Origin of the sequence: Amycolatopsis sp. GM8, from assembly GCF_021653975.1 — a bacterium.
Taxonomy (GTDB): Bacteria; Actinomycetota; Actinomycetes; order Mycobacteriales; family Pseudonocardiaceae; genus Amycolatopsis_E.
On the sequence record NZ_JAJKFK010000002.1, the window covers coordinates 812177 to 831306 of the forward strand.

Annotated in this window: 19 protein-coding genes; 8 read left to right on the plus strand and 11 right to left on the minus strand. The window is 70.4% G+C overall.

The window, feature by feature from the left end:
• The first annotated feature begins 43 nt into the window (after positions 1-43).
• Positions 44-733 carry an SDR family oxidoreductase gene (locus LOZ83_RS11335; protein WP_236790400.1) on the plus strand — a complete coding sequence of 230 codons (690 nt, stop codon included), beginning with the start codon at positions 44-46 and terminating at the stop codon, positions 731-733.
• Between the two features lies 1 nt (position 734).
• On the opposite strand, the gene LOZ83_RS11340 is transcribed toward LOZ83_RS11335, so the two are convergent.
• Genes LOZ83_RS11340 through LOZ83_RS11350 form a run of 3 tightly spaced genes read right to left on the minus strand, consistent with a single transcriptional unit; the run spans position 735 to position 4395 of the window.
• Positions 735-2039: an amidohydrolase family protein gene (locus LOZ83_RS11340; RefSeq protein ID WP_236790401.1), complete on the minus strand. Its 1305-nt coding sequence runs from the start codon at positions 2037-2039 to the stop codon at positions 735-737.
• Positions 2039-2689 carry a response regulator transcription factor gene (locus LOZ83_RS11345; protein WP_236790402.1) on the minus strand — a complete coding sequence of 217 codons (651 nt, stop codon included), beginning with the start codon at positions 2687-2689 and terminating at the stop codon, positions 2039-2041. Before LOZ83_RS11345 ends, LOZ83_RS11340 begins: the two co-directional genes overlap by 1 nt.
• Positions 2686-4395 carry a sensor histidine kinase gene (locus LOZ83_RS11350; protein WP_236790403.1) on the minus strand — a complete coding sequence of 570 codons (1710 nt, stop codon included), beginning with the start codon at positions 4393-4395 and terminating at the stop codon, positions 2686-2688. The genes LOZ83_RS11345 and LOZ83_RS11350 overlap by 4 nt, the downstream gene beginning before the upstream one ends.
• Positions 4396-4504: 109 nt before the next feature.
• Between LOZ83_RS11350 and LOZ83_RS11355 the strand changes: the two genes are divergently transcribed.
• On the plus strand, positions 4505-5206 hold the full coding sequence (locus LOZ83_RS11355; RefSeq protein ID WP_236790405.1) for an ABC transporter ATP-binding protein: 702 nt from the start codon (positions 4505-4507) through the stop codon (positions 5204-5206).
• Positions 5203-7416 carry an FtsX-like permease family protein gene (locus LOZ83_RS11360; RefSeq protein ID WP_236790407.1) on the plus strand — a complete coding sequence of 738 codons (2214 nt, stop codon included), beginning with the start codon at positions 5203-5205 and terminating at the stop codon, positions 7414-7416. The genes LOZ83_RS11355 and LOZ83_RS11360 overlap by 4 nt, the downstream gene beginning before the upstream one ends.
• 52 nt (positions 7417-7468) lie before the next feature.
• On the opposite strand, the gene trmB is transcribed toward LOZ83_RS11360, so the two are convergent.
• The 4 genes from trmB to LOZ83_RS11380 form a co-directional block, all read right to left on the minus strand.
• Positions 7469-8173, minus strand: coding sequence for a tRNA (guanosine(46)-N7)-methyltransferase TrmB (gene trmB, locus LOZ83_RS11365; protein ID WP_236790409.1), 705 nt, complete (start codon positions 8171-8173; stop codon positions 7469-7471).
• 20 nt (positions 8174-8193) lie between these two features.
• Complete coding sequence (locus LOZ83_RS11370; RefSeq protein ID WP_255823512.1) at positions 8194-8769, minus strand: hypothetical protein; 576 nt, start codon at positions 8767-8769, stop codon at positions 8194-8196.
• 284 nt (positions 8770-9053) lie between these two features.
• Positions 9054-9821: an ABC transporter permease gene (locus LOZ83_RS11375; RefSeq protein WP_236790411.1), complete on the minus strand. Its 768-nt coding sequence runs from the start codon at positions 9819-9821 to the stop codon at positions 9054-9056.
• A gap of 15 nt (positions 9822-9836) precedes the next feature.
• A complete protein-coding gene (locus tag LOZ83_RS11380; RefSeq protein WP_236790412.1) occupies positions 9837-10778 on the minus strand; it encodes an ABC transporter ATP-binding protein in 942 nt (313 codons plus the stop codon).
• Between the two features lie 225 nt (positions 10779-11003).
• On the opposite strand from LOZ83_RS11380, the gene LOZ83_RS11385 reads away from it, so the two are divergent.
• A complete protein-coding gene (locus tag LOZ83_RS11385) occupies positions 11004-11903 on the plus strand; it encodes an SDR family NAD(P)-dependent oxidoreductase (protein ID WP_374202659.1) in 900 nt (299 codons plus the stop codon).
• Here the strand turns inward: LOZ83_RS11385 and LOZ83_RS11390 are convergent, their stop codons facing one another.
• From LOZ83_RS11390 to LOZ83_RS11405, 4 genes are read right to left on the minus strand one after another with little or no spacing between them, the layout of a single operon-like run.
• Positions 11904-12194 (minus strand): type II toxin-antitoxin system RelE/ParE family toxin, encoded by a 291-nt coding sequence (locus LOZ83_RS11390; RefSeq protein WP_236790414.1) that lies wholly within the window; start codon positions 12192-12194, stop codon positions 11904-11906.
• Positions 12195-12497: a type II toxin-antitoxin system prevent-host-death family antitoxin gene (locus tag LOZ83_RS11395; protein WP_236790415.1), complete on the minus strand. Its 303-nt coding sequence runs from the start codon at positions 12495-12497 to the stop codon at positions 12195-12197.
• Between the two features lie 36 nt (positions 12498-12533).
• Positions 12534-13187, minus strand: a complete 654-nt coding sequence (locus LOZ83_RS11400) for a response regulator transcription factor (RefSeq protein WP_236790416.1) — start codon at positions 13185-13187, stop codon at positions 12534-12536.
• Positions 13184-14350: a sensor histidine kinase gene (locus tag LOZ83_RS11405; protein WP_236790772.1), complete on the minus strand. Its 1167-nt coding sequence runs from the start codon at positions 14348-14350 to the stop codon at positions 13184-13186. The genes LOZ83_RS11400 and LOZ83_RS11405 overlap by 4 nt, the downstream gene beginning before the upstream one ends.
• Positions 14351-14508: 158 nt before the next feature.
• Here LOZ83_RS11405 and LOZ83_RS11410 point away from each other — a divergent pair, with 158 nt between their 5' ends.
• From LOZ83_RS11410 to LOZ83_RS11425, 4 genes are all read left to right on the plus strand, one after another.
• Positions 14509-16059 (plus strand): dynamin family protein, encoded by a 1551-nt coding sequence (locus tag LOZ83_RS11410; protein ID WP_236790417.1) that lies wholly within the window; start codon positions 14509-14511, stop codon positions 16057-16059.
• A gap of 5 nt (positions 16060-16064) precedes the next feature.
• Entirely contained in the window at positions 16065-16508 is a 444-nt protein-coding gene (gene grpE, locus LOZ83_RS11415) for a nucleotide exchange factor GrpE (RefSeq protein WP_236790418.1), read from the plus strand.
• Positions 16505-18331 (plus strand): dynamin family protein, encoded by a 1827-nt coding sequence (locus LOZ83_RS11420; RefSeq protein ID WP_236790419.1) that lies wholly within the window; start codon positions 16505-16507, stop codon positions 18329-18331. The genes grpE and LOZ83_RS11420 overlap by 4 nt, the downstream gene beginning before the upstream one ends.
• A 98-nt stretch (positions 18332-18429) precedes the next feature.
• On the plus strand, positions 18430-19110 hold the full coding sequence (locus LOZ83_RS11425; RefSeq protein WP_236790420.1) for a DUF6802 family protein: 681 nt from the start codon (positions 18430-18432) through the stop codon (positions 19108-19110).
• Positions 19111-19130 lie beyond the last annotated feature (20 nt).

Genomic DNA, 19130 nt, shown 5'->3' on the forward strand with positions numbered 1-19130 from the left:
GGTACCGGTTTGGACCAGGGCGAGCGGGAATTACCGTGAAGGCATGTCGGAAACTCCCCTCGCCCTGGTCACCGGTGCCTCCCGCGGGATCGGCGCCGCCGTCGCGCAAGCGCTTGCGCCGAGCCATCGAGTCCTGCTCGGCGGACGGGACGCCGAGGCGCTCGCGAAGTCGGCGGCGGAGCTGCCGGGCGCGCGGCCGTGGCCGGTCGACCTGACGGATTTCGCGGCACTGGCCGAGGGGGTCGCGGAGATCGACCGGCTGGACGTGCTCGTGCACTCGGCCGGAACGGTCGAGCTGGGCACGGTCGAGGAGTCCGACGCCGCGTCCTGGCGGCGGAACTACGAGGTCAACCTGCTCGCGGTGGTCGAGCTGACGCGGCTGCTGCTGCCCGCGCTGCGTGCCGCGGGCGGGCACGTCGTGGTGATCAACTCCGGCTCGGGCCGGAACGCCACGGCCGGCTGGGGTGGCTACGCGGCGAGCAAGTTCGCGGTCCGCGCCTTCGCCGACGTCCTGCGCCTTGAGGAGGAGCCGAACGGCCTTCGGGTCACCTCGGTCTTCCCCGGCCGCACCGCGACGGAGATGCAGCAGGCTGTCGCCGCCGCCGAAGGTTTCGAATACGCCCCAGAGCGGTATCTCCAGCCGGAGTCGGTCGCGTCGGCTGTGCTCGCGGCGGTGACCGCGACGCCGGACGCCCATCCGACGGACGTGATGGTCCGCCCCCGCCGCCGCTGAGTTACGAACGCACCCGGGCCGCGGATTCGCGCGCCGTGGCGTAAGCCTTTTCGCGGTCGACGCGGGTCGACTCGCCGTCCGCGACGACCTGCTCCCCCGCGACCCAGACATCGCGCAGCCGGCGGGAGCCCGCCGCCCACACGACGTTCGCCAGCAGCTGCTCGTCCGGCACGTCCAACCCGGCCGCGAAGGCGAAACCGTCCGTCTCGAGATGCACCAGGTCCGCCCACCGGCCCGCCTCCAGCGCGCCGATATCGTTGCGGCCCAACGCATCCGCACCACCACGCGTCGCCAGCAGCAGGGCGTCCGCCGCGCCCAGCGCTGTCGAGTCCTTAGTGGACAACCGGGCGAGCACCGCGGCGAGCTGGATCTCCTCCCACAGGTCGAGATCGTCGTTGCTGGCCGGACCGTCCGTGCCGAGACCGACCGGGACCGCCGCCGCGCGCAGGTCCGTCAGCCGCGCGATACCGGACGCCAGCTTCCCGTTGGAGCCCGGGCAGTGCGCGACACCCACCCCGCGCGCCGCGAACAAGGCAATGTCCTCATCGGACAGATGGATCGCGTGCGCGGCCAGCACCCGGCCGTCGAGCAGGCCGACCTGGTCGAGCAGCTTCGGCACCGACCCGAACTCCGCGCGCTGGCGCTCGTCCTCGTTCGCCGCTTCGGCCACGTGGATCTGCACCAGCGCACCCCGCGCCGCGGCCGCTTCTCCGGTCAACCGCAAGGCTTCCGGCGGCAACATGTACGCCGAGTGCGCGGCGAAGGACAGCTCGATCCGTTCACCAGGCCCGAAACGCAACCCGTCCGCGTCGACCCAGCGCTCGGTCGCGGTGATCATCGCGTGCCAGTCGAGCCCGGGCAGGTCCAGGATCGGCCCGCCGAGCACCACCCGCGCGCCGGTCGACAGCACGGCGTCGGCCATCTCCTCGGGATGGAAGTACATCTCCGCGCTCGTGGTCACGCCGTGCGAGAGCATCTCCAGCGAACCCAGCACCATCCCGGCCCGCACGTCCTCGGCCCGCAGTTTCGCCTCGGCCGGCCAGATGATCTCGTTCAGCCAGCGCAGCAGCGGCAGGTCGCCGCCCATCCCGCGCAGCAACGTCATCGGGCTGTGCGCGTGCGTGTTCACCAAGCCGGGCAACAGGATTCCGGACAACGCGGTGACCGGTGCGGCTGGCGGGGGCGCGTCCGCGGCGGGCCCGCAGTAGGTGATCCGGCCGTCGTCGACGTCCACGACCCCGTCGCGGATGACCGAACAGGCGGGATCACAGGGCAGGACGACCGGGGCGTGGAACCGCTGTGACATCAGTCCATTAAACCGGACCGCCACGCCCACGCCGCGATCTCGACGCGGTTGCGGGCACCGATCTTGCCCTGCACGGCAGCCAGGTGTGTCTTGACGGTCGAGAGCGAGAGGAACAGCTCGCCGCCGATCTCGGTATTGGTGAGCCCGCGCGCGGTCGCCCGGACCACGTCGAGTTCGCGTGCGGTCAGCGGTTCCTTCGGCGGGTCCACTTCGCGCTTCGTGACGCCGCTGTCGAAATGCTTCAGCAGCCGGACGGTGACCTGCGGCGACACCAGCGCGTCACCGCGATCGGCCGCACGCACGGCCTCGATCAGCAGCGCGGGCCCGGCGTCCTTGAGCAGGAACCCGCTCGCCCCGTTGCGCAGCGCCGTGTACACGTACTCGTCCAGGTCGAACGTCGTCACCACGACCACCTTGAACGGGTCCGCGACCTCGGGCCCGGCCAGCTGCCGGGTGACCTCCAGCCCGTCGAGCCCCGGCATCCGGATGTCGAGCAGGCAGACATCGGGCCGCAGCTCGCGGGCCTTCGTCACCGCGGCGATGCCGTCCGCGACGTCCGCGACGACCTCGATGTCGTCCTGGCTTTCGAGGATCATCCGGAACCCGGTGCGCACCATGCTCTGGTCGTCCGCGATGAGCACCCGGATCATTCGGTCTCCCCTTCCAGCGGCAGCCACGCCTCCACGACCCAGCCGCCCGCGGCCGGACCGGCGGTGAGCCGCCCGTGCAGCAGCTCGACCCGCTCGCGCATTCCGACGAGACCGTATCCGCCCGACCCCCCGGCGGGACGCGGGTCCTGCGCGAAACCGTCGTCGCTCACCCGGATGTGCAGTTCCCCGCCCAGCACCTCGGCCAGCACCGCGACCCGGGTCGCCCCCGCGGCGTGCTTGCCGACGTTGGTCAGCGATTCCTGCGCCAGCCGCAGCGCCGACCGCGCGACCTCCTGCGGGATCGCGCCGTTCAGGCGCAGCTCCAGCTCGGTCGGCACGCCGTGGTGCCCGCTTTCGGTCAGCCGCCGCAGGTCCGCGTCCAGATCGGTGGTCGCCTGCTCGGTCGGATCCGTGGTGCTGCGCATGCTCCGGACCAGCCGCCGCATCGCGGCGAGCGCTTCGGTGCCGGCTTCCTCGATCCGGTCGAAAGCGTCCATCGACAGCGTGGAGTCCTTGTCGCCCAGCATTTTCGCGGCCTGTGCCTGCACCACGATCCCGGTCACGTGATGCGCGACGACGTCGTGCAGCTCCCGCGCCAGTGCCATCCGCTCCGACGTCTGCGCCTCGGTGACGGCTGCTTCGACGACCTGCTTGCGCTCCGAGTCGCGCGCCCGGAAGTACAGGCCCACCGCGACGGCGCTGCCGAGCACCAGCACCGCCGCGATGGCGAGCGACTGGAGGTTGTAGCTGACGCTGGGGTGGGCCGCCGTGTTGGCCGCGGTGGCGATGGCGACCGCGGCCGACATCAGCGCGATGACCGGCCAGGCCTGCCTCGGCGCGGCCGAGCGAACCAGGAGCACGACGAGCATGGCGCCGGCCAGGATCACGGTGAGCGGCAGCGCGGTGGTCGCCCCGATGTAGTACCGCGGCGCGACCGAGGCGGCGGGCACCGACAGCAGGATCACCCCGGAGACCAGGACGCCGGAAAGTACCGGCCGGCGTGCCGCGTACACGGCCAGCGCCGCTGTCGCCGCGGAGCACAGCCACAGCGGAAACAGCCGCACACCGTCGTTCAACAGCTGGTACAGCTCGAGGAACAGCGGCAGGCACAGCACCCCGATCAGCGGCCACTGACCGCGCAGCAGTTCGCTCGCCGCACTCGCCCGTTGTGGCGTCCCGGTCAGCCGGAACCGCAGCCCGACCGCCACCCCCGCGATGAGCAGCACCGCGCCCATCAGCAGGCTGCGCTCGAACCGGGAGGAGTAGAGGGAGGTGTCCGACCGGGCGGTCGCCGCGAACAGTCCCGCGACCACCAGCGTCGCCGTCGCGGCCAGCGCCACCCCAGGGCGCAGCCGGCGGACCGCGAAGTACACCAGTTCCACGCCGGCGACCGTCTCGGTCAGCGACAGGTCGGTCAGCACGGTCGAGTACGCGGCGGCGTCGGTGATCCGGATCAGCACGGTGGACGCGACCAGCACGGCGGCCCCGGCGAACGCGCCGCGCGCCGGATGCGTGCGCGCCCACAGCGCGCATGCCGAGACGGCGAAGATCCCCGGCAGCAACAGTAAGTCCCGCCCGCGCGGGCCGAGATCGTCGAAGGCGGCGGGCAACACGATCAGCAGATCGCACAACAGTGCCGCGAGCAGCACGACGCCTTCGAGACCCAGCTTCTGCCAGGCCACGCGGACACGGTCGGAGAACGGCACAACGAAACCGTAGAGGATTCGGGCACCCCCGCACCTTGACCGGGCGGCCACCCCACATCGGCCGATCGGCCGATCCGGGCATCCCGCGCCGGTTGGCAACCTGCTGGGCATGAATCCACAGTGGAACGCTCCTGCGGTGCTGTCCGGACGGGGGCTCGTGAAGCGGTACGGCACGCAGTACGCGCTGGCTGGGGTGGACATCGACATCCAGCCGGGCGAAGCGGTGGCGATCGTCGGGCCCTCGGGATCGGGCAAGACCTCGCTGCTGCACGTGCTCGGCGGCATCATCCGCGCCGAAGAAGGCGAGATCTTCCTTGCCGGACAACGCATCGACCAGTTTTCCGAGAAGAAACGCAGCGAGCTGCGGCGGACCGAGTTCGGGTTCGTCTTCCAGCAGGGAATGCTCGTCGCCGAGCTGACCGCGGAGGAGAACGTCGCGCTGCCGATGCTGCTCGGCGGCACGAACCGCAAGGACGCGCTGGGTGCCGCGCGCGAGTGGTTGACCAGGCTAGGCCTCGGCGGCCGCGGGGGCAGCAGGCCGGGCGAGCTGTCCGGCGGGCAGGCGCAGCGCGTCGCGATCGCGCGGGCGCTCACCCACCGGCCGAAGGTGATCTTCGCGGACGAGCCGACGGGTGCGCTGGACACCCGCACCGGCAAGGAAACGATGGACGCGCTGCTGGTCGCGGCCGCCGACGCGGGGGCGTCGGTGCTGATCGTGACGCACGACCGGGAGCTGGCCGACTCGCTGCCCAGGACCGTCATCATCCGGGACGGCCGGATTTCCGCGACCGGCGTGGGGGCGATCGCGTGAATCCGGTGCGGCTCGCGTTCCGGGTGCTGCGCGTCGACCGGCGCACCCGGACCTCGACGATCCTCACCGCCGTCGGCGTGGCGATCGCGACCGGGCTGGTGCTGTTGCTGGTGAGCCTCCCGTTCGCGACGAAAGCCAGGGCCGAACGGTCCAACTGGCAGCAGCTCGAGCCCAGCTCGCACGGCGCGTCCACCATGCTCGTCCGGATGGGCACCGACTACACCGGTGGCAAGGAGATCACCCGGCTCGACGTTTCGTCCACAGTGGACACTGTCGCGCTGCCGCCCGGCGTACCGAGCTTTCCGAAGCCCGGCGAGGTTCTCGTGTCGCCGGCGCTGTTCGAGCGCATGCACGCGCTGCCGGCATCGCAGCTCGCCGACCGGTTCCCGGGCAAGGTCGTCGGCACCCTCGACGACCGCGCGCTGAAGTATCCCGACCAGCTCGTCGCGCTCGTCGGCCACACGCCCGAGACGATGCCCGACAATGCCACGCCGGTGTCGGGTTTCGGGACCGCGGACCGCGCCGAGGTGGACCCGTTGCTGGCGCTACTCGCCGGAGTCGGCGTCGTGGTCCTGGTCGTGCCGAGCCTGGTGCTGGTCGCGTCGTCGTCGCGGCTGACCGCTGCCCGCCGGGAGCGACGGTTGGCGGCACTGCGGCTCGCGGGCGCCACACCTGGTCAGGTCACCGGCATCGTCGCGGCGGAGACGGGGGTCGCCGCGGTGGCCGGGGCCGTGCTCGGGCTCGCGGTGAGCCCGCTGCTGCACTGGCTCGCCACGTTCGTGTCCTGGGGTGGCGGGACCTGGCTGCCGACCGACTTCCGGTTGCCGGTCTGGCTGACCGCGCTGCTGGTCGTCGCGATGCCGGTACTCGTGCTGCTGGCGGCGGTGCTCGGGCTGCGGCGGGTGGTGCGCGACCCGATCGGCGCGGCTTCCGCGCACACGCCGAAACCGTTGCACGCGTGGCGATTGCTCGCGTTGCCGGTCGCCGGCGGGTTTTTCTTCTATGTCGTGTCGGACAAGTCGGGCAGCAACGTCGGGACGGTGCTGCTCGGACTGCTCATGGTGATCGGCGCCGCCGTGGTGGTCGGGCCGTGGATCACCTTCGCGGTCGGCCGGATCTTCGTGGAGCGCTGGCGGAAACCGGCGGGGCTGCTCGCCGGGCGGCGGCTGCTGGACGATCCGCGCGGCGCGTACCGGGCGTCGGCCGGGGTGGTGCTCGCGGTGTTCATCGGTTCGATGGCGCTGACCCTGATGCCCAGTTTCGAAGGCCTCGCCGGGGGCGGTGGCACCTACCGCGATTCGGTCCTGACGGTGAACACATCGACGGAGCGGGCCCACGAGATCGCGGCGCAGACGAACGAACGGCTCGCGCGCTATGGCCAGCAGGCACGTGCCACCGAGCTGTACTCGGTGATGCTGTCTTCGGTCAACGGCTCGCAAGTGAACGCGTACGTCGTGCCGTGCGAGCGGGCCGTCGAGTTGTTCCGCGTCGACCTCGCGTGTGCTGCCGGACCCGCGGTGTACGGCCCGGGTGACCTCTCGGGCTACCGGGTGAGCAGTGGCTTCGAAAAGGCGGCCGTGCCCCTGGCGCCGGGTATCCCGACGCGGCCGTTCCGGCCGCTCGACTCGGATGTCAGCGTGCAGGCGGTCGTCGACCTGGCCGCGGTGCCGCCGGGGATCGAGCCGAAGTATGTGAACGTCGCGGTGTCCACCGCCGGCAGCGATCCCGAGGTGGTACGCACCGCGCTGGCCGCGAGTGGGGAAGGCGTGTACAGCCGCGATGTCTACCTGACCCGCCAGCTGACCCAGCTGGCCGACCTGCGCCGGGTCACCGTGATCGGCCTGGTCGCGGCGGCGGTGCTCGCCGGGTGCAGCGCCGCGATCGCGACCGCGGGTTCGGTGCTGGACCGGCGCCGCACGTTCGGCGCCCTGATGGCGGCCGGCACCCCGGTGCGGGTGCTGTCCCGCGCGTTGCGCGCGGAGGCGGCGCTACCCGCACTCGCCGCGACGATCGGCGCGGGTGTCGCGGGAATGCTCGTCGGACTCGGGCTGTTCAGCATGGTCAAGACCAGCGGAGAGGCGGCGTCGGCGGTGCTCACGCCGTGGTTACTGGCGCCCGTCGTACTGGGCCTGGGGGTCGCGGTACTGGCCGCGTCGGTGTGCACGCCCGCACTCAACCGGGTCCGGGCCGAGCCACTGGCCGACGAGTAAGGGGGAGATCCGGGGTGCCGCCTTTCGTCGGGGGAAGGGCGGCACCCCGGCTTCACCTGGAGGAGAGGCGTTCGAAGATGAGATCGCGGCTGACCCGGCCTTCTTCGTTCGCGCGTTGCTCGAACTTGGTCACCGGGCGCCAGCCGGGTCGCGGCGCCCAGTCCGGAAACCTGTTGCGCAGCAACGGTTCCGCGCTGCACACCGTGAGCATCTGCTCGGCGTAGTCGGCCCAGTCGGTGGCCAGGTGCAGCATCCCGCCGGGCGCCAGCCGCGACGCGACGAGCGCGATGAACTCGGGCTGCACGAGCCGCCGCTTGTGGTGGCGCTTCTTCGGCCACGGGTCGGGGAAGAAGATCCGCACGCCCGACAGCGTGTCGCGCTCGATGTGGTGCGACAGCAGCAGCACCGCGTCGCCGTGCAGGAGCCGCAGGTTGTCCAGCGCCAGCTTCTCGGCACGCAGCATCAGCTGACCCAGCCCCGCCTCGTACACCTCGACGGCGAGATAGTTGACCTCCGGCTCGGCGGCCGCGAGCTGCGCCGTCGTCTCACCCATCCCGGAACCTATCTCCAGCAGCACGGGCGCGGACCGGCCGAACCACCCGGCGATATCGAGCGGCCCCGACGGCAGCTCCGCCACCTTCCGGCCGAGGCGCGGCCAACTGTGCTCCCACGCCCGCTGCTGCCCGACGGTCATCCGGCCACCGCGCTGCACATAGCTCACAACACTGCGCAGCCGCGGCTGGTGCTCACTCTCCACACAGTCAAACTAGCCGGATGTCAGCGCACCGCCTCGAACTCCCCCAACCGGGAACGCAGGCCGGCCAGGCCGGTGACCGCGATCGGGGCCGGGGTGGTTCCGCTGTGTGCGGGCAGCACGTCGATCCAGCCGTCGTGCCTGCTCGTGTTCAGCAGCGTGGTCGGGATGCGATGCCCCGACCGGCCGCGTTCGGACGGCATGAACTCCCAGTACCCGGACTCGCCGTCGGCGGCCCAGGGCACGTACTCCCAGCCCGGGCGCCGCGACAGCAGCTGCACCATCCGGTCCTCGACGCGGAACCCGTCGGCGCGGGAGTCGAGCCGGCCGTCGGCGAGCGCCCGCAGCCACCACGGCGACGGGACCGGCTCACCGCTCGCGGTCACCGCGCGGTAGAGGGCCAGAACTTCACTCTCCGGGGCACGATGGATCCACGCGCGGCGGATCTCCGCCGGTCTGGTCGCCATCGCGGCGTCCCGGGGCAGCTCGATCGCCTGCGACCACTGAAGGCCGTCCAGGGGTTCTAGCAAGGGCTGATGCGCCACACTGCGCGGAGCGGGAACGGGGATACCGATTTCTCCTCCGATGTCCACCGTCAAGGGTCACCTCCATCGGGGGTCCTGACGTGGTGACTTCATTCTTCCTGGTCAGCGGCGGGATATCTGCTCCCTGTGAGGGCCAACACAAAGCATTAACGATGACTTAACCTGGATCGACTAGCGGCCATCAGCGATTAATCGAATGCATGCCGCCCATTCGTTCGCGCACCGAACATGTGAAGGCCCGGGCCACCCCCCGAATTGGTGGCCCGGGCCTTTCTTTCCCCTGTCCGGCCGGCGCGCCCCGAATTCGCGCCTGTACCGGAGTTCCCCTGCGGTGGGTCCTACGCGTCCCGCCTGTTGGCGGACCAGAGGGCCACGATCAGCAGGACCGCGGCGATGCCGGCGAAGTACGCCAGCGACCAGCCCTGGTCCAGCGTCGCCGTCGACAGCGGCGGTCCCGCCTGGCCATTGCGGCCGAGGTTCGACGCGCCGTCGCCGGTCAAGAACTTCTGTGCGACGTTGAACGGCATCCACTTGTAGATGTCGTCACCGATCTTCGGGATGAGCTGGATGAGGTTCTCCACGGCCAGCATGTAGATCAGCAGCAGCGCGATGGCGCCGGCGCTGTGCCGGAGCAGGATGCCGATCGCGACGGCGATGACGGCGGCCAGCGCGTAGACCAGGCCGACCCCGGCGACGTTGATCCAGTCCGCGCCGCTGTTGAGCGCGAGGTCCGCGTTGGGCTTCAGCAGCATGCCGATGGCCAGCGAGCCGAAGGCGCCGATCTCACCGATGACCAGCGCCATCAGCGCCACCACGGTGGTCTTCGCCAGCAGCGCCGACGTGCGGTGCGGGACCGCCTGGAAGGTCGTGCGGATCGTGCCGAAGCGGTACTCGGTGGTGACCGCGAGCGCCGCCAGCACCATGACCACGGCCATCCCGAAGGTGTAACCGAACTGGGTCGACGAGACGGTGGCGACCTCGTCGCCCGAGGTGTTGCCGACGATCAGCGCCGAGAAACCGATGGTCAGGACCAGTGCGACGAGCGCGCACCACCACGGCGAGCGCGTGGTGAACAGCTTGATGCGTTCTACTGCGAGCAGAGTCATTGTTGTTCGTCTCCCCTAGTTGGCGCTCGCCTCGAGCACCTGCTGTGCTTCGGCCTCCAGGCCGGTGTGGTATTCGACGGAATCGCCGGTGATCTGCATGAACGCCTGCTCCAGCGAGCCCGTCTGCGGGCTCAGCTCGTGCAGCACCACGCCGTTCTGTGCGGCCAGTTCGCCGATCTTGTCGCTGTCCATGTCCGAGACGAGCACGCCGCCGTCGGACTCGGTGAACGTGCCGCCGGCGCGCTCGACCAGCGGCAGCAGCTTGTCCAGATGCGGGCTGCGCACCTTGACCGTGTTCTCCGCGGCCTTGGCCACGAACTCCTTCGTCGTGCTCTGCGAGATCAGCTGCCCCTTGCCGATCACCACGAGGTTGGAGGCGGTCAGCGCCATCTCCGAGAGCAGGTGGCTGGACACGAACACGGTGCGGCCCTCGTCGGCCAGCCGGTGCATGAACTTGCGGATCCAGAGGATGCCTTCGGGGTCCAGACCGTTCACCGGCTCGTCGAACAGCAGCACCTCGGGGTCACCGAGCAGTGCCGCGGCGATCCCCAGCCGCTGCGACATACCGAGCGAGAAGCCACCGGCGCGCTTGCCGGCCACGTTGGCCAGGCCGACGATGTCGAGCACCTCGTTGACGCGGCGGGCCGGGATCTTGTTCGACTTCGCCATCCAGGCCAGGTGGGCGCGCGCCGAGCGGTTGGGGTGCACCCACTTCGCGTCGAGGAGCGCGCCGACGGTGCGCAGCGGCTGCTTCAGGTCGTGGTAGCGCTTGCCCCCGATGCGCACCTGACCGGCCGTCGGATTGTCGAGTCCGAGAATCATTCGCATTGTCGTCGATTTTCCGGCGCCGTTCGGGCCGAGAAAACCGGTAACCTGGCCTGGCTCGACGCTGAACGAAAGGTTGTTCACCGCCAGCGTCTTGCCATATCGCTTGGTGAGGCCCTGTGCCTCGATCATGACTGCTCCCCTGTATCAGGCCTGTGGATTGCCCCTCGGTTGCACATCATTTCCGATCGGGCGGTCCGTTCGCGTCATCCTGGAGGTCTAACTTCCCCCCGACTGCGGGACTAGCTTCCCTTGTTCTCCCGGCGGGCGCGATCGGGAATGACCCTGACCCGCCCCTGAGCTTGCCCGCCGGTTTTGTCGGGGGTGCCCGGTACCTTGCCCGGCATGACGGAAACGCTGGCAGGCAAGGTCGCCGTCGTCACGGGCGCGACCAGGGGATGTGGCAGGGCGATCGCGGTCGAGCTGGGCAGGCTCGGCGCGACGGTGTACGTCGCGGGGCGGACGACCCGGGAGTCGGCGTCGCCGATGGGGCGTGCCGAGACCATCGAGGAGACGGCCGAACTGGTGGAAGCCGCAGGTGGCCGGGGGATCGCCGTGCGTTGCGACTTCTCGTCGGTGTCCGATGTGGACGCTCTGCGGGCGCGGATCGACGGCCCGGTGCACGTGCTCGTCGACGACGTCTGGGGTGGGGACAGGTTCATCGAGTGGGACCTGCCGTACTGGGAGGCGGATCTCGACAAGACGCTGTCGATGGTGCACAACGCTGTCGATACTCACCTGATCGCTCTGCACCGGCTGTTGCCACTCGTGGTGCGGGAGCCCGGTGGTCTGGTGATCGAGGTTACCGACGGGGACAACGACGACTACGTCGGTCCGACCATCGGTTATCACGTGTCGAAAAGCAGCATTCGGGCGATCGGCCGGGCGCTCGGGGTGGAGCTCGCGAAATTCGGGTGCACGGGAATGGCGGTCACGCCGGGATTCCTGCGTTCGGAAGCGATGCTCGAGGTGTTCGGAGTAACGGAGGGAAATTGGCGCGATGCGGTGGGTAAAATCGCACCGGTCGATTTCGCGGTGTCGGAAACGCCTACTTATGTTGCGCGTGCCGTCGCCGCATTGGCGACCGATCCGGAGGTCTCCCGTTTCGCGGGCCGCACGCTAGCGTCGTGGACCTTGATGCACACCTACGGTTTCACCGACGCCGACGGCACCCAACCGGACTTCGGCCGCTGGCTCACCGAAGTCCGCGAGGCCGGCCTCGACCCAGCGACAGCCAACGCCGCACGGTTCCGGTGATCACTGTCCGAGATAGCGCTGGACCAGCTGGTACACGTCATCCCTGGTCGAGATCGTGACCACGAGGATCAGCAGCTCGCCGTCGTCGATCGTGTAGCAGATGCGATAGCCGCCCACGCGGATCCGCCAAACTCCCGCCGCACCTTTGAGAAGCTTGACGCCCGGCGGCCGCGGATCGCCGGCGAGGTCCTCGATCGCATCTTCGATCGCCTCCGCGTGCTTCGGTTGCGAGCGCGCGAGCCTGTCGAGCATCTTCTGCGCTGGGCGAAGGATGCGGATCGAGTAGGGCACTCACTCGCCTCGGCGGTCGCGGGAGGCGGTCCGCCGGACGAATGGCTGCGGCACGTTTTCACCTGCGGCCACGGCGGCCAGCGCGGCACGAACGGCTGTGAGATCGAAAGCGTCCTCGAGCTCTTCCAGGAGCTCGGCGGCCGGTGCCGGAACCAGCGCCGCGGCCCGCCTTCCGTGCTTGGTCAGGTACACCGTCTGGCCGCCGTACTCGACGTGGTTCGTGACCGGGCCGAGCGCCTCACGTGCCTCGGTCACGCTGATCTCGACCTGTACCTCGGGGTCCGTCCGCCGGTTGATGTCCACGTACAAAATGTACATTTTCGCCGCGTCGCCGGCAACCTACTTCTGGCCCGGTCTGATCAGCCCCGTCTCGTAGGCCAGCACCACCGCCTGCACGCGGTCCCGCAGGCCGAGCTTCGCCAGGATCCGGCCGACGTGGGTTTTCACGGTCGCCTCGGAGAGGAACAGGGCCGCCGCGATCTCGACGTTCGACAGGCCCTTCGCGATCAGCACGAGCACCTCCCGCTCCCGCTCGGTCAGTGACTCCAGCTCCGATTCGTCCCGCAGCGCCCCGCCGCCGGCGATGAAACGGTCCAGCAGCCGCCGCGTCACGGAGGGCGAAACCACCGCATCCCCGCTGGCCACCGCGTACAGCGCGGACACCAGGTCCGCCGGCGGCGTGTCCTTCAGCAGGAAGCCGCTGGCCCCACCCTGCAGCGCCGCGTACACGTACTCGTCCAGGTCGAAGGTCGTCATCACCAGCACCCGCGACGTCGCCGCCTCGACGATCTGTTTCGTCGCCTCCACCCCGTCGAGCACCGGCATCCGCACGTCCATCAGCACCACATCCGGCCGCAGCTGTTCGGCCAGCCGCACCGCCTCGGCGCCGTCACCGGCCTCGCCGATCAAGTCGATGCCCTCCTGCGCGCCGAACACCATTCGGAACCCGGCGCGCATCAGCTCCTGATCGTCGACGACGACCACCCGGATCACAGCGCCCTCACCGGCAGCGTCGCGTGCACCCGCCACCCACCGCCGGGCGCGGGGCCGACTTCGAGCGAACCGCCGTACACATTGGTGCGCTCCCGCATCCCGATCACGCCGTTGCCGCCCGGCAGCGGGCGTTCGATCTGCACCGGCCCGTCCGCCGGCACCAGCGCTCGCGCCTTGCCCGCCCCGTCATCGGTCACGACGACGTCCACCAGTTCCTCCCCGCGCACGATCCGGACATCCGCCCGCGCGCCCTGTCCCGCATGCTTCAACGTGTTCGTCAGTGACTCCTGCACGATCCGGTACACGCCGAGCGACACCCCGGCGGGCAGCCCGGCGAGCGTGCCCTCGATCCCCAACCCCACTGGCACCCCGGCCTGCCGCACCCGCTCGACCAGCTCCGCGAGCGACTCGGCGTCCGGCTGCGGAATCCTTGGCACGCCGTCGCTTTCCTCGTTGCGCAACACCTCCAGCAGCCGCCGCAGCTCGGTGAGCGCCTCCCGGCCGGTGTTGGAGATCGTCTGCACCGCGCGCTCGGCCAGGTCGGGATTCGTGCGCAGCGCATAGGACGCGCCATCGGCCTGCACCACGATCACGCTCACCGCGTGCGCCACGACGTCGTGCAGCTCGCGCGCGATCCGGCCGCGTTCCTGCGCGACGGCGATCCGGCTGGCCTGGTCACGTTCGGTCTCCAGCAGATGCAACCGCGCTTCGACTTCCGTGTGGTAGGCCCGCCGCGCCCCGACGAACTCACCCAGCACCCACGAGAACGCGAACGTCAGCGCGACGACGACGATGACGATCCAGTTCGTGGGCTCCCAGCTGACCGCGAGCTGGACGGCACCGACGCCCGCCTGCGCCGCGAGGTACCAGCCCGCCTGCTTCCGGTTCACGTAGATGACCAGCGTGTACAGCGCGATCGCGCTGGCGATGAGGCTCGAGAAACCCAGTTGCAGCGTGCTGTGCAGCACGCTGACGGCCAGGACCACGTAGGCCACCGGGAGCGGCGCCCGCCGCCGGAACGTGATCGGCGCGGTCATCAGCAGATCGACCGGCACCGCGATGTACCACGGCTTCATATTGCTCTGCTGCTGCGCCGAATCCGCCACCAACAGCAAGAGGTCGATCAACAGCAGCAGCGCCGCGAGCAGGCTGTCCCCGACCATGGGGTGCGCTCGCATCCACAGACTCAGTCGCCGCACCTGTACACCCTAGGTCCCCGGCCATCGACTCCGCGTCATCCAGCGGTAGCACCTTTCGTAGGTCCAGGGAACGATTCGTGGCAGGATTCGGACGCCGTGCGAACTGCGGGGAGGGGCGAGGAGTGACGGACCAGGGCCGGTTGGCCGGCCCTTTGTCGAGGTCGGTGGCCAACCTGTGCCAGCGGCTGCAGCCGCAGGTGTCCGCGCGCACGGCGGCCGGGTTCGCCGAGGTCGTCCGCCGGCTCGGCGCGCCGTTGCAGGTCGCGGTCGCCGGGCGGATCAAGTCCGGCAAGTCCACCCTCGTCAACGCCCTGATCGGCCGCCGCGTCGCGCCGACCGACGTCGGTGAGTGCACGCGGCTGGTCACCCGGTTCCAGTACGGCACGGTGGACCGCATCGAGGTCGTGTTCAAGACCGGCCGCAAGCAGGTGCTGCCGTTCGGCCCGGACGGGGGCATCCCCGCCGAGCTGGGTGTGGACATCGCCGAGGTGTCGCATATCGAGGCGTACCTGACGAACGCGGCCCTGCAGGGCATGACCGTCATCGACACCCCGGGCCTCGGCTCGCTCGACGCCGCGTCGGTGTCGCGCACCGAAGAGCTGCTCGGCGCCGCGAAGCAGGTCGAGGGCACGGAAGACCCAGGCGACCTCGACGACACCTCGCGCAACGCGGTCGCCGGCGCGGAGGCCGTCCTTTATGTAGTGACGCAGGGCGTGCGCGCCGACGACCAGCAGGCGCTCGCCGCGTTCACCGCCGCCACCGCGAGCCGCGAGGCCGGGCCGGTCAACGCGATCGCGGTGCTCAACAAGGCGGACACCATCGCCCCCGAGTCCGTGCAGGGCGCGGGCAACGACATCTGGAAGGCCGCCACCATCCTCGCCGAGAAGCAGGCCGCGCTGCTCAAACCGCGGGTCGCCGACGTGCTGCCGGTGATCGGGCTGATCGCCGAGTCGGCCGAGTCCGGCCAGTTCACCTCGGCCGACGCCGAGACACTGCGCCAGCTGTCCACTTTGGACGAAGCGACGCTCGACACGATGCTGATCGCGACGGACATCTTCACCAGCTGGGAATGCGATGTCCCGACCGGAACCCGCTTGCGGCTGCTGGAAAAGCTCGACCTGTACGGCGTCCGCCGGGCGATCGAAGCGATCCGCGCCGACCCGCGGATCACCGCTGGCGCACTGCGCCGGGTCCTGCTGGACGCGTCCGGGCTGGCCGGGGTCCGGTCCCGGCTCACCGTCGTGTTCGCCGCCCGCGCCGACGGGATCAAGGCCGCCGCCGCGCTCGCCTCGGTCACCGCACTCGCCCATGCCTCCGGCGATCCCGCCGAGCGCCAGCGGGTGCACGACGCGATCGAGGTGCTGCTCGCGAGGCCCGAGGCGCACCAGTTGCGCCTGCTGGAAGCGCTGACGCTGGTGGTCGCCGGCGCGGTCGACATGCCCGAGGACCTCGCCGAGGAGGTGCTGCGGGTCGGCAGCAACGCCGAGATCGACGCCCAGCTCGGGATGGCCGGCGGGGCGCGGGCCGAGCTCGCGGCACACGCGCTGGAGCGGGCCGGCTGGTGGCGCTCGTTCGCGTCGTTCGGCGCCACGCCCGCGCAGAGCCGGGTGGCGCACGTCGTGCACCGCGCGTATTTCCTTATTTGGCAACAACTCCGCGAGAACCGGGGGTGAGCGGGATGCCTGCGTGGTTTCGCCGGGAGCCGGCTCCCGAAGCGGACGATCCGACCGGGCAGATCCCTGCCCTGAGCATGGCGAAGATCATCGAGGAGGCGGACGGAACCGGGACGGCGGACGATGCGTCGGAACCCGACGTGAAGTCCGTGTTGGACCGGGCGCTGGCCGATCGTCAGGCGCTCATTCAGCTGTGCCTCTACGCGCTCGACCGGGCTCGGAGCGGCGGTGTGGTCGAGCGCATCGAACAGGGCCTGGCGGGGATCGGGGTGACCGCGGTCCGCCCGGACGGGCAGCGGTTCGACCCGTCGAGACACGAAGCCGGCGGTGCGGTCGCGACCGACGACCCGGCGCTGGACGGCGTGGTCGCGGAGACCGAGGTCGTCGGCTTCGCCGATCACGACCACCTGCTGCGCGCGCCGATCGTCACGGTATACACGAGGCGATGACTGTCACCGCGCTGCCCAACCAGGTCAAGCAGGCCCGCGACGCGCTGCTGACGGTGCTGCGCGAGAACGACGCGCAGGCGGCCAAGTGGGTCGAGGACATCCGCCGGGCCCGTCCGCGCAAGCCGTCCGTCGTGGTGGTCGGCGAGACCAACCGCGGCAAGAGTTCGCTGGTCAACGCCCTGCTGGCGACGCCGGGGCTGTCCCCCGTCGATGCCGACGTGGCCACCGCGACCTACCTCGTGTTCGACCACGCGCCGGCGTGGGCAGCGCAGGCCTGCTATCCGGGCCAGCTCGCCCCGGTCGGCATCCCGCTGGACGAGCTCGCCCGCTGGGTCTCGGCAGCGCACGAGCTGCCCGAAGGTCAGCTCCCGCCGCGCTACGTCGAGGTGACCGGCCCGGTGCCGATCCTGGAGCGGGTGTCCATAGTGGACACTCCGGGGGTCGGCGGGCTGAACTCGATGCACGGTGAGCTGGCGATGGAGGCCGCGGCCAACGCGACCGCGCTGCTGTTCGTGGTCGACGCGTCGGCCCCGTTCACGGCCGGCGAGCTGGACTTCCTGCGCCGGATGGGCGACCGCGTGGAGACCGTGTTCTTCACGCTGTCCAAAACGGACCAGTTCCGTGGCTGGCGCGAGGTGCTCGAAGCCGACCGGCAGCTGCTGGACGAGCACGCGCCGCGGTTCGCCGACAGCCTGTTCCATCCGGTCTCGGCCAGGATGTTCGAGATGGCGGGCCGGGCGCCGAACGAGCAGGCCGCGACGATGTTGCGCGAGCAGTCCGGCGTGATCGGGCTGCAGGCGGCGATGCAGGAGCAGCTCGTCGGCCGGTCGGCGATGCTCGGCGAGGCCAACACGTTGCGCGCGCTCGCCACCGCGTTCGGCGAGCGGCAGGCGATCCTCAAGGCGGAGCAGCGCGCGCTGTCCTCCGGCGAGGCCGAAGCCGAAGCGCTGCGCGCCCGCCGGGACGACCTGGGGGTTCAGCGTCGCTCGTCGACCCGCGGCTGGCAGCTGCGGTTGCGTGGCGAGATCCAGCGCGCGCGGGTCGAGCTCGGGCACGAGTCGAGCCGCCAGATGCGGGACGCGCAGTCGTGGTTCCGCGCTCAGATCGACAGTGCGAAGCGTGAGCAGCTGCAAGGGCTGCCGCAGCAGGTGGACGCGGCGCTGCAGATGATTTCGCAGCGGGTGTCGGCGGCCATGGCGCACCGGCTCAACCGGGTCACCGACATCGCGCTGGCCGACCTGTTCTCCGCCGAGGAGCTGGACCTCATCCGAGCCCAGTTCCTGCGTGCCGGCGGTCCGCAGGTGGTGCTGCGGGCGCCGGACAAGCGGCCGCCGACGCCCGAGGACAAGCTGCTGGTGTTCATGGGCGTCTCGGGCGGGGTGGGTGCGGGCAAGATCGCCGCGCTGCCGCTGGCCGGGTTCGCGCTGCTCAACCCCATCGTGCTGCCCGCGACGATCGTGATCGGGCTCGGCGCGGGCTGGTGGATGGCGCGGACCCGCAAGCACGCGGCCGACAAGCAGCACATGCGGCAGTGGCTCGTCGAGTCCATCGCCGACGCCCGCTCGACGCTCGACCAGCTGGTCGCCGAGCAGCTCATCGAGGCCGAGCAGCAGCTTTCACTCGCCCTCGACGACGCGCTGGGCCGGCGTATCGAGGCCATCGAGGCGGAGCTGAAGGAAGTGGACAAAGCGATAAAGATGGACGCGCAGGAGCGAACGCGCCAGCTCGCCGAGCTGAACCGGTCGATCCGCGAGGTCGGCGACGGGCGGGACCGCGCGGAGAACCTGTTGTCCCGCCTCCGGACCGTCCGCGACCAGCACTGATCACGGTGGAGTCCGGCTGGTTGTGCCAGGGAACCGAACCGGCATACGGTAAGTCCAAGTTCCCGATCACATACCTCGGAAGTGGGGAGAAGCGGGCCGTGTGGATCGACGAGACTGGTGGCGCGGACACGACGGGCACCGGGCACGAGGGCGAGCTGGAAATCTCGGTCGAAGGCCAGACGTACACCGCCGAGGAGAACTTCGACATTGACCACGACGGTCATGACGACGCGGTCCGCCTCGACAACTCCGACGGCACCATCACCGCGTATGTCGACACCGATGGCGACGGCCACGCGGACCAGTACCTGCACACCGACACTCAGGGCAACGTCGTCGACATGGCGCGGTTCGACGCGAACACCGGCGACTGGATCGCCGACGGCACCGGCCCGTCCGGCGGCACCGACAGCCAGGCCGGGCACCAGGGCGACATCACCGCGGATCTCGCCGACGGCACGGTCGATCTCGGGCACGCGACGGTCGACAGTGACAACGACGGCACCGCCGACACCGCCGTGCTGACCGACCAGGACGGCAACACCCGGCTGTTCACCGATCTCGACGGCGACGGCAAGGCCGACGTGCAGACGATCATCACGCCCGACGGCGAGTCGCACACCTACGAGCACACCGGTCCCGGCGAGTGGACCGAGGCGCCCGCGGCCGGCGGCGTGAGCGGCGACAGCGACCAGCTCTGGGGCGGCGGGCACGACACGGTCGTCGAGGGCGTGGCCAAGATCGACTCCGGCACCGGGCAGTGGATCTCGCAGAACTGAACCAGCGCACAACGAGGCCG

Excerpts from the sequence above, each read along its gene's own strand:
- LOZ83_RS11380 (WP_236790412.1), bottom strand. The coding sequence starts at position 10,778 with ATGATCGAGGCACAGGGCCTCACCAAGCGATATGGCAAGACGCTGGCG.
- grpE (WP_236790418.1), top strand. The coding sequence starts at position 16,065 with ATGCCTGCGTGGTTTCGCCGGGAGCCGGCTCCCGAAGCGGACGATCCG.
- LOZ83_RS11420 (WP_236790419.1), top strand. The coding sequence starts at position 16,505 with ATGACTGTCACCGCGCTGCCCAACCAGGTCAAGCAGGCCCGCGACGCG.
- LOZ83_RS11345 (WP_236790402.1), bottom strand. The coding sequence starts at position 2,689 with ATGATCCGGGTGCTCATCGCGGACGACCAGAGCATGGTGCGCACCGGG.
- LOZ83_RS11375 (WP_236790411.1), bottom strand. The coding sequence starts at position 9,821 with ATGACTCTGCTCGCAGTAGAACGCATCAAGCTGTTCACCACGCGCTCG.
- LOZ83_RS11355 (WP_236790405.1), top strand. The coding sequence starts at position 4,505 with ATGAATCCACAGTGGAACGCTCCTGCGGTGCTGTCCGGACGGGGGCTC.
- LOZ83_RS11340 (WP_236790401.1), bottom strand. The coding sequence starts at position 2,039 with ATGTCACAGCGGTTCCACGCCCCGGTCGTCCTGCCCTGTGATCCCGCC.
- LOZ83_RS11335 (WP_236790400.1), top strand. The coding sequence starts at position 44 with ATGTCGGAAACTCCCCTCGCCCTGGTCACCGGTGCCTCCCGCGGGATC.
- LOZ83_RS11405 (WP_236790772.1), bottom strand. The coding sequence starts at position 14,350 with ATGGTCGGGGACAGCCTGCTCGCGGCGCTGCTGCTGTTGATCGACCTC.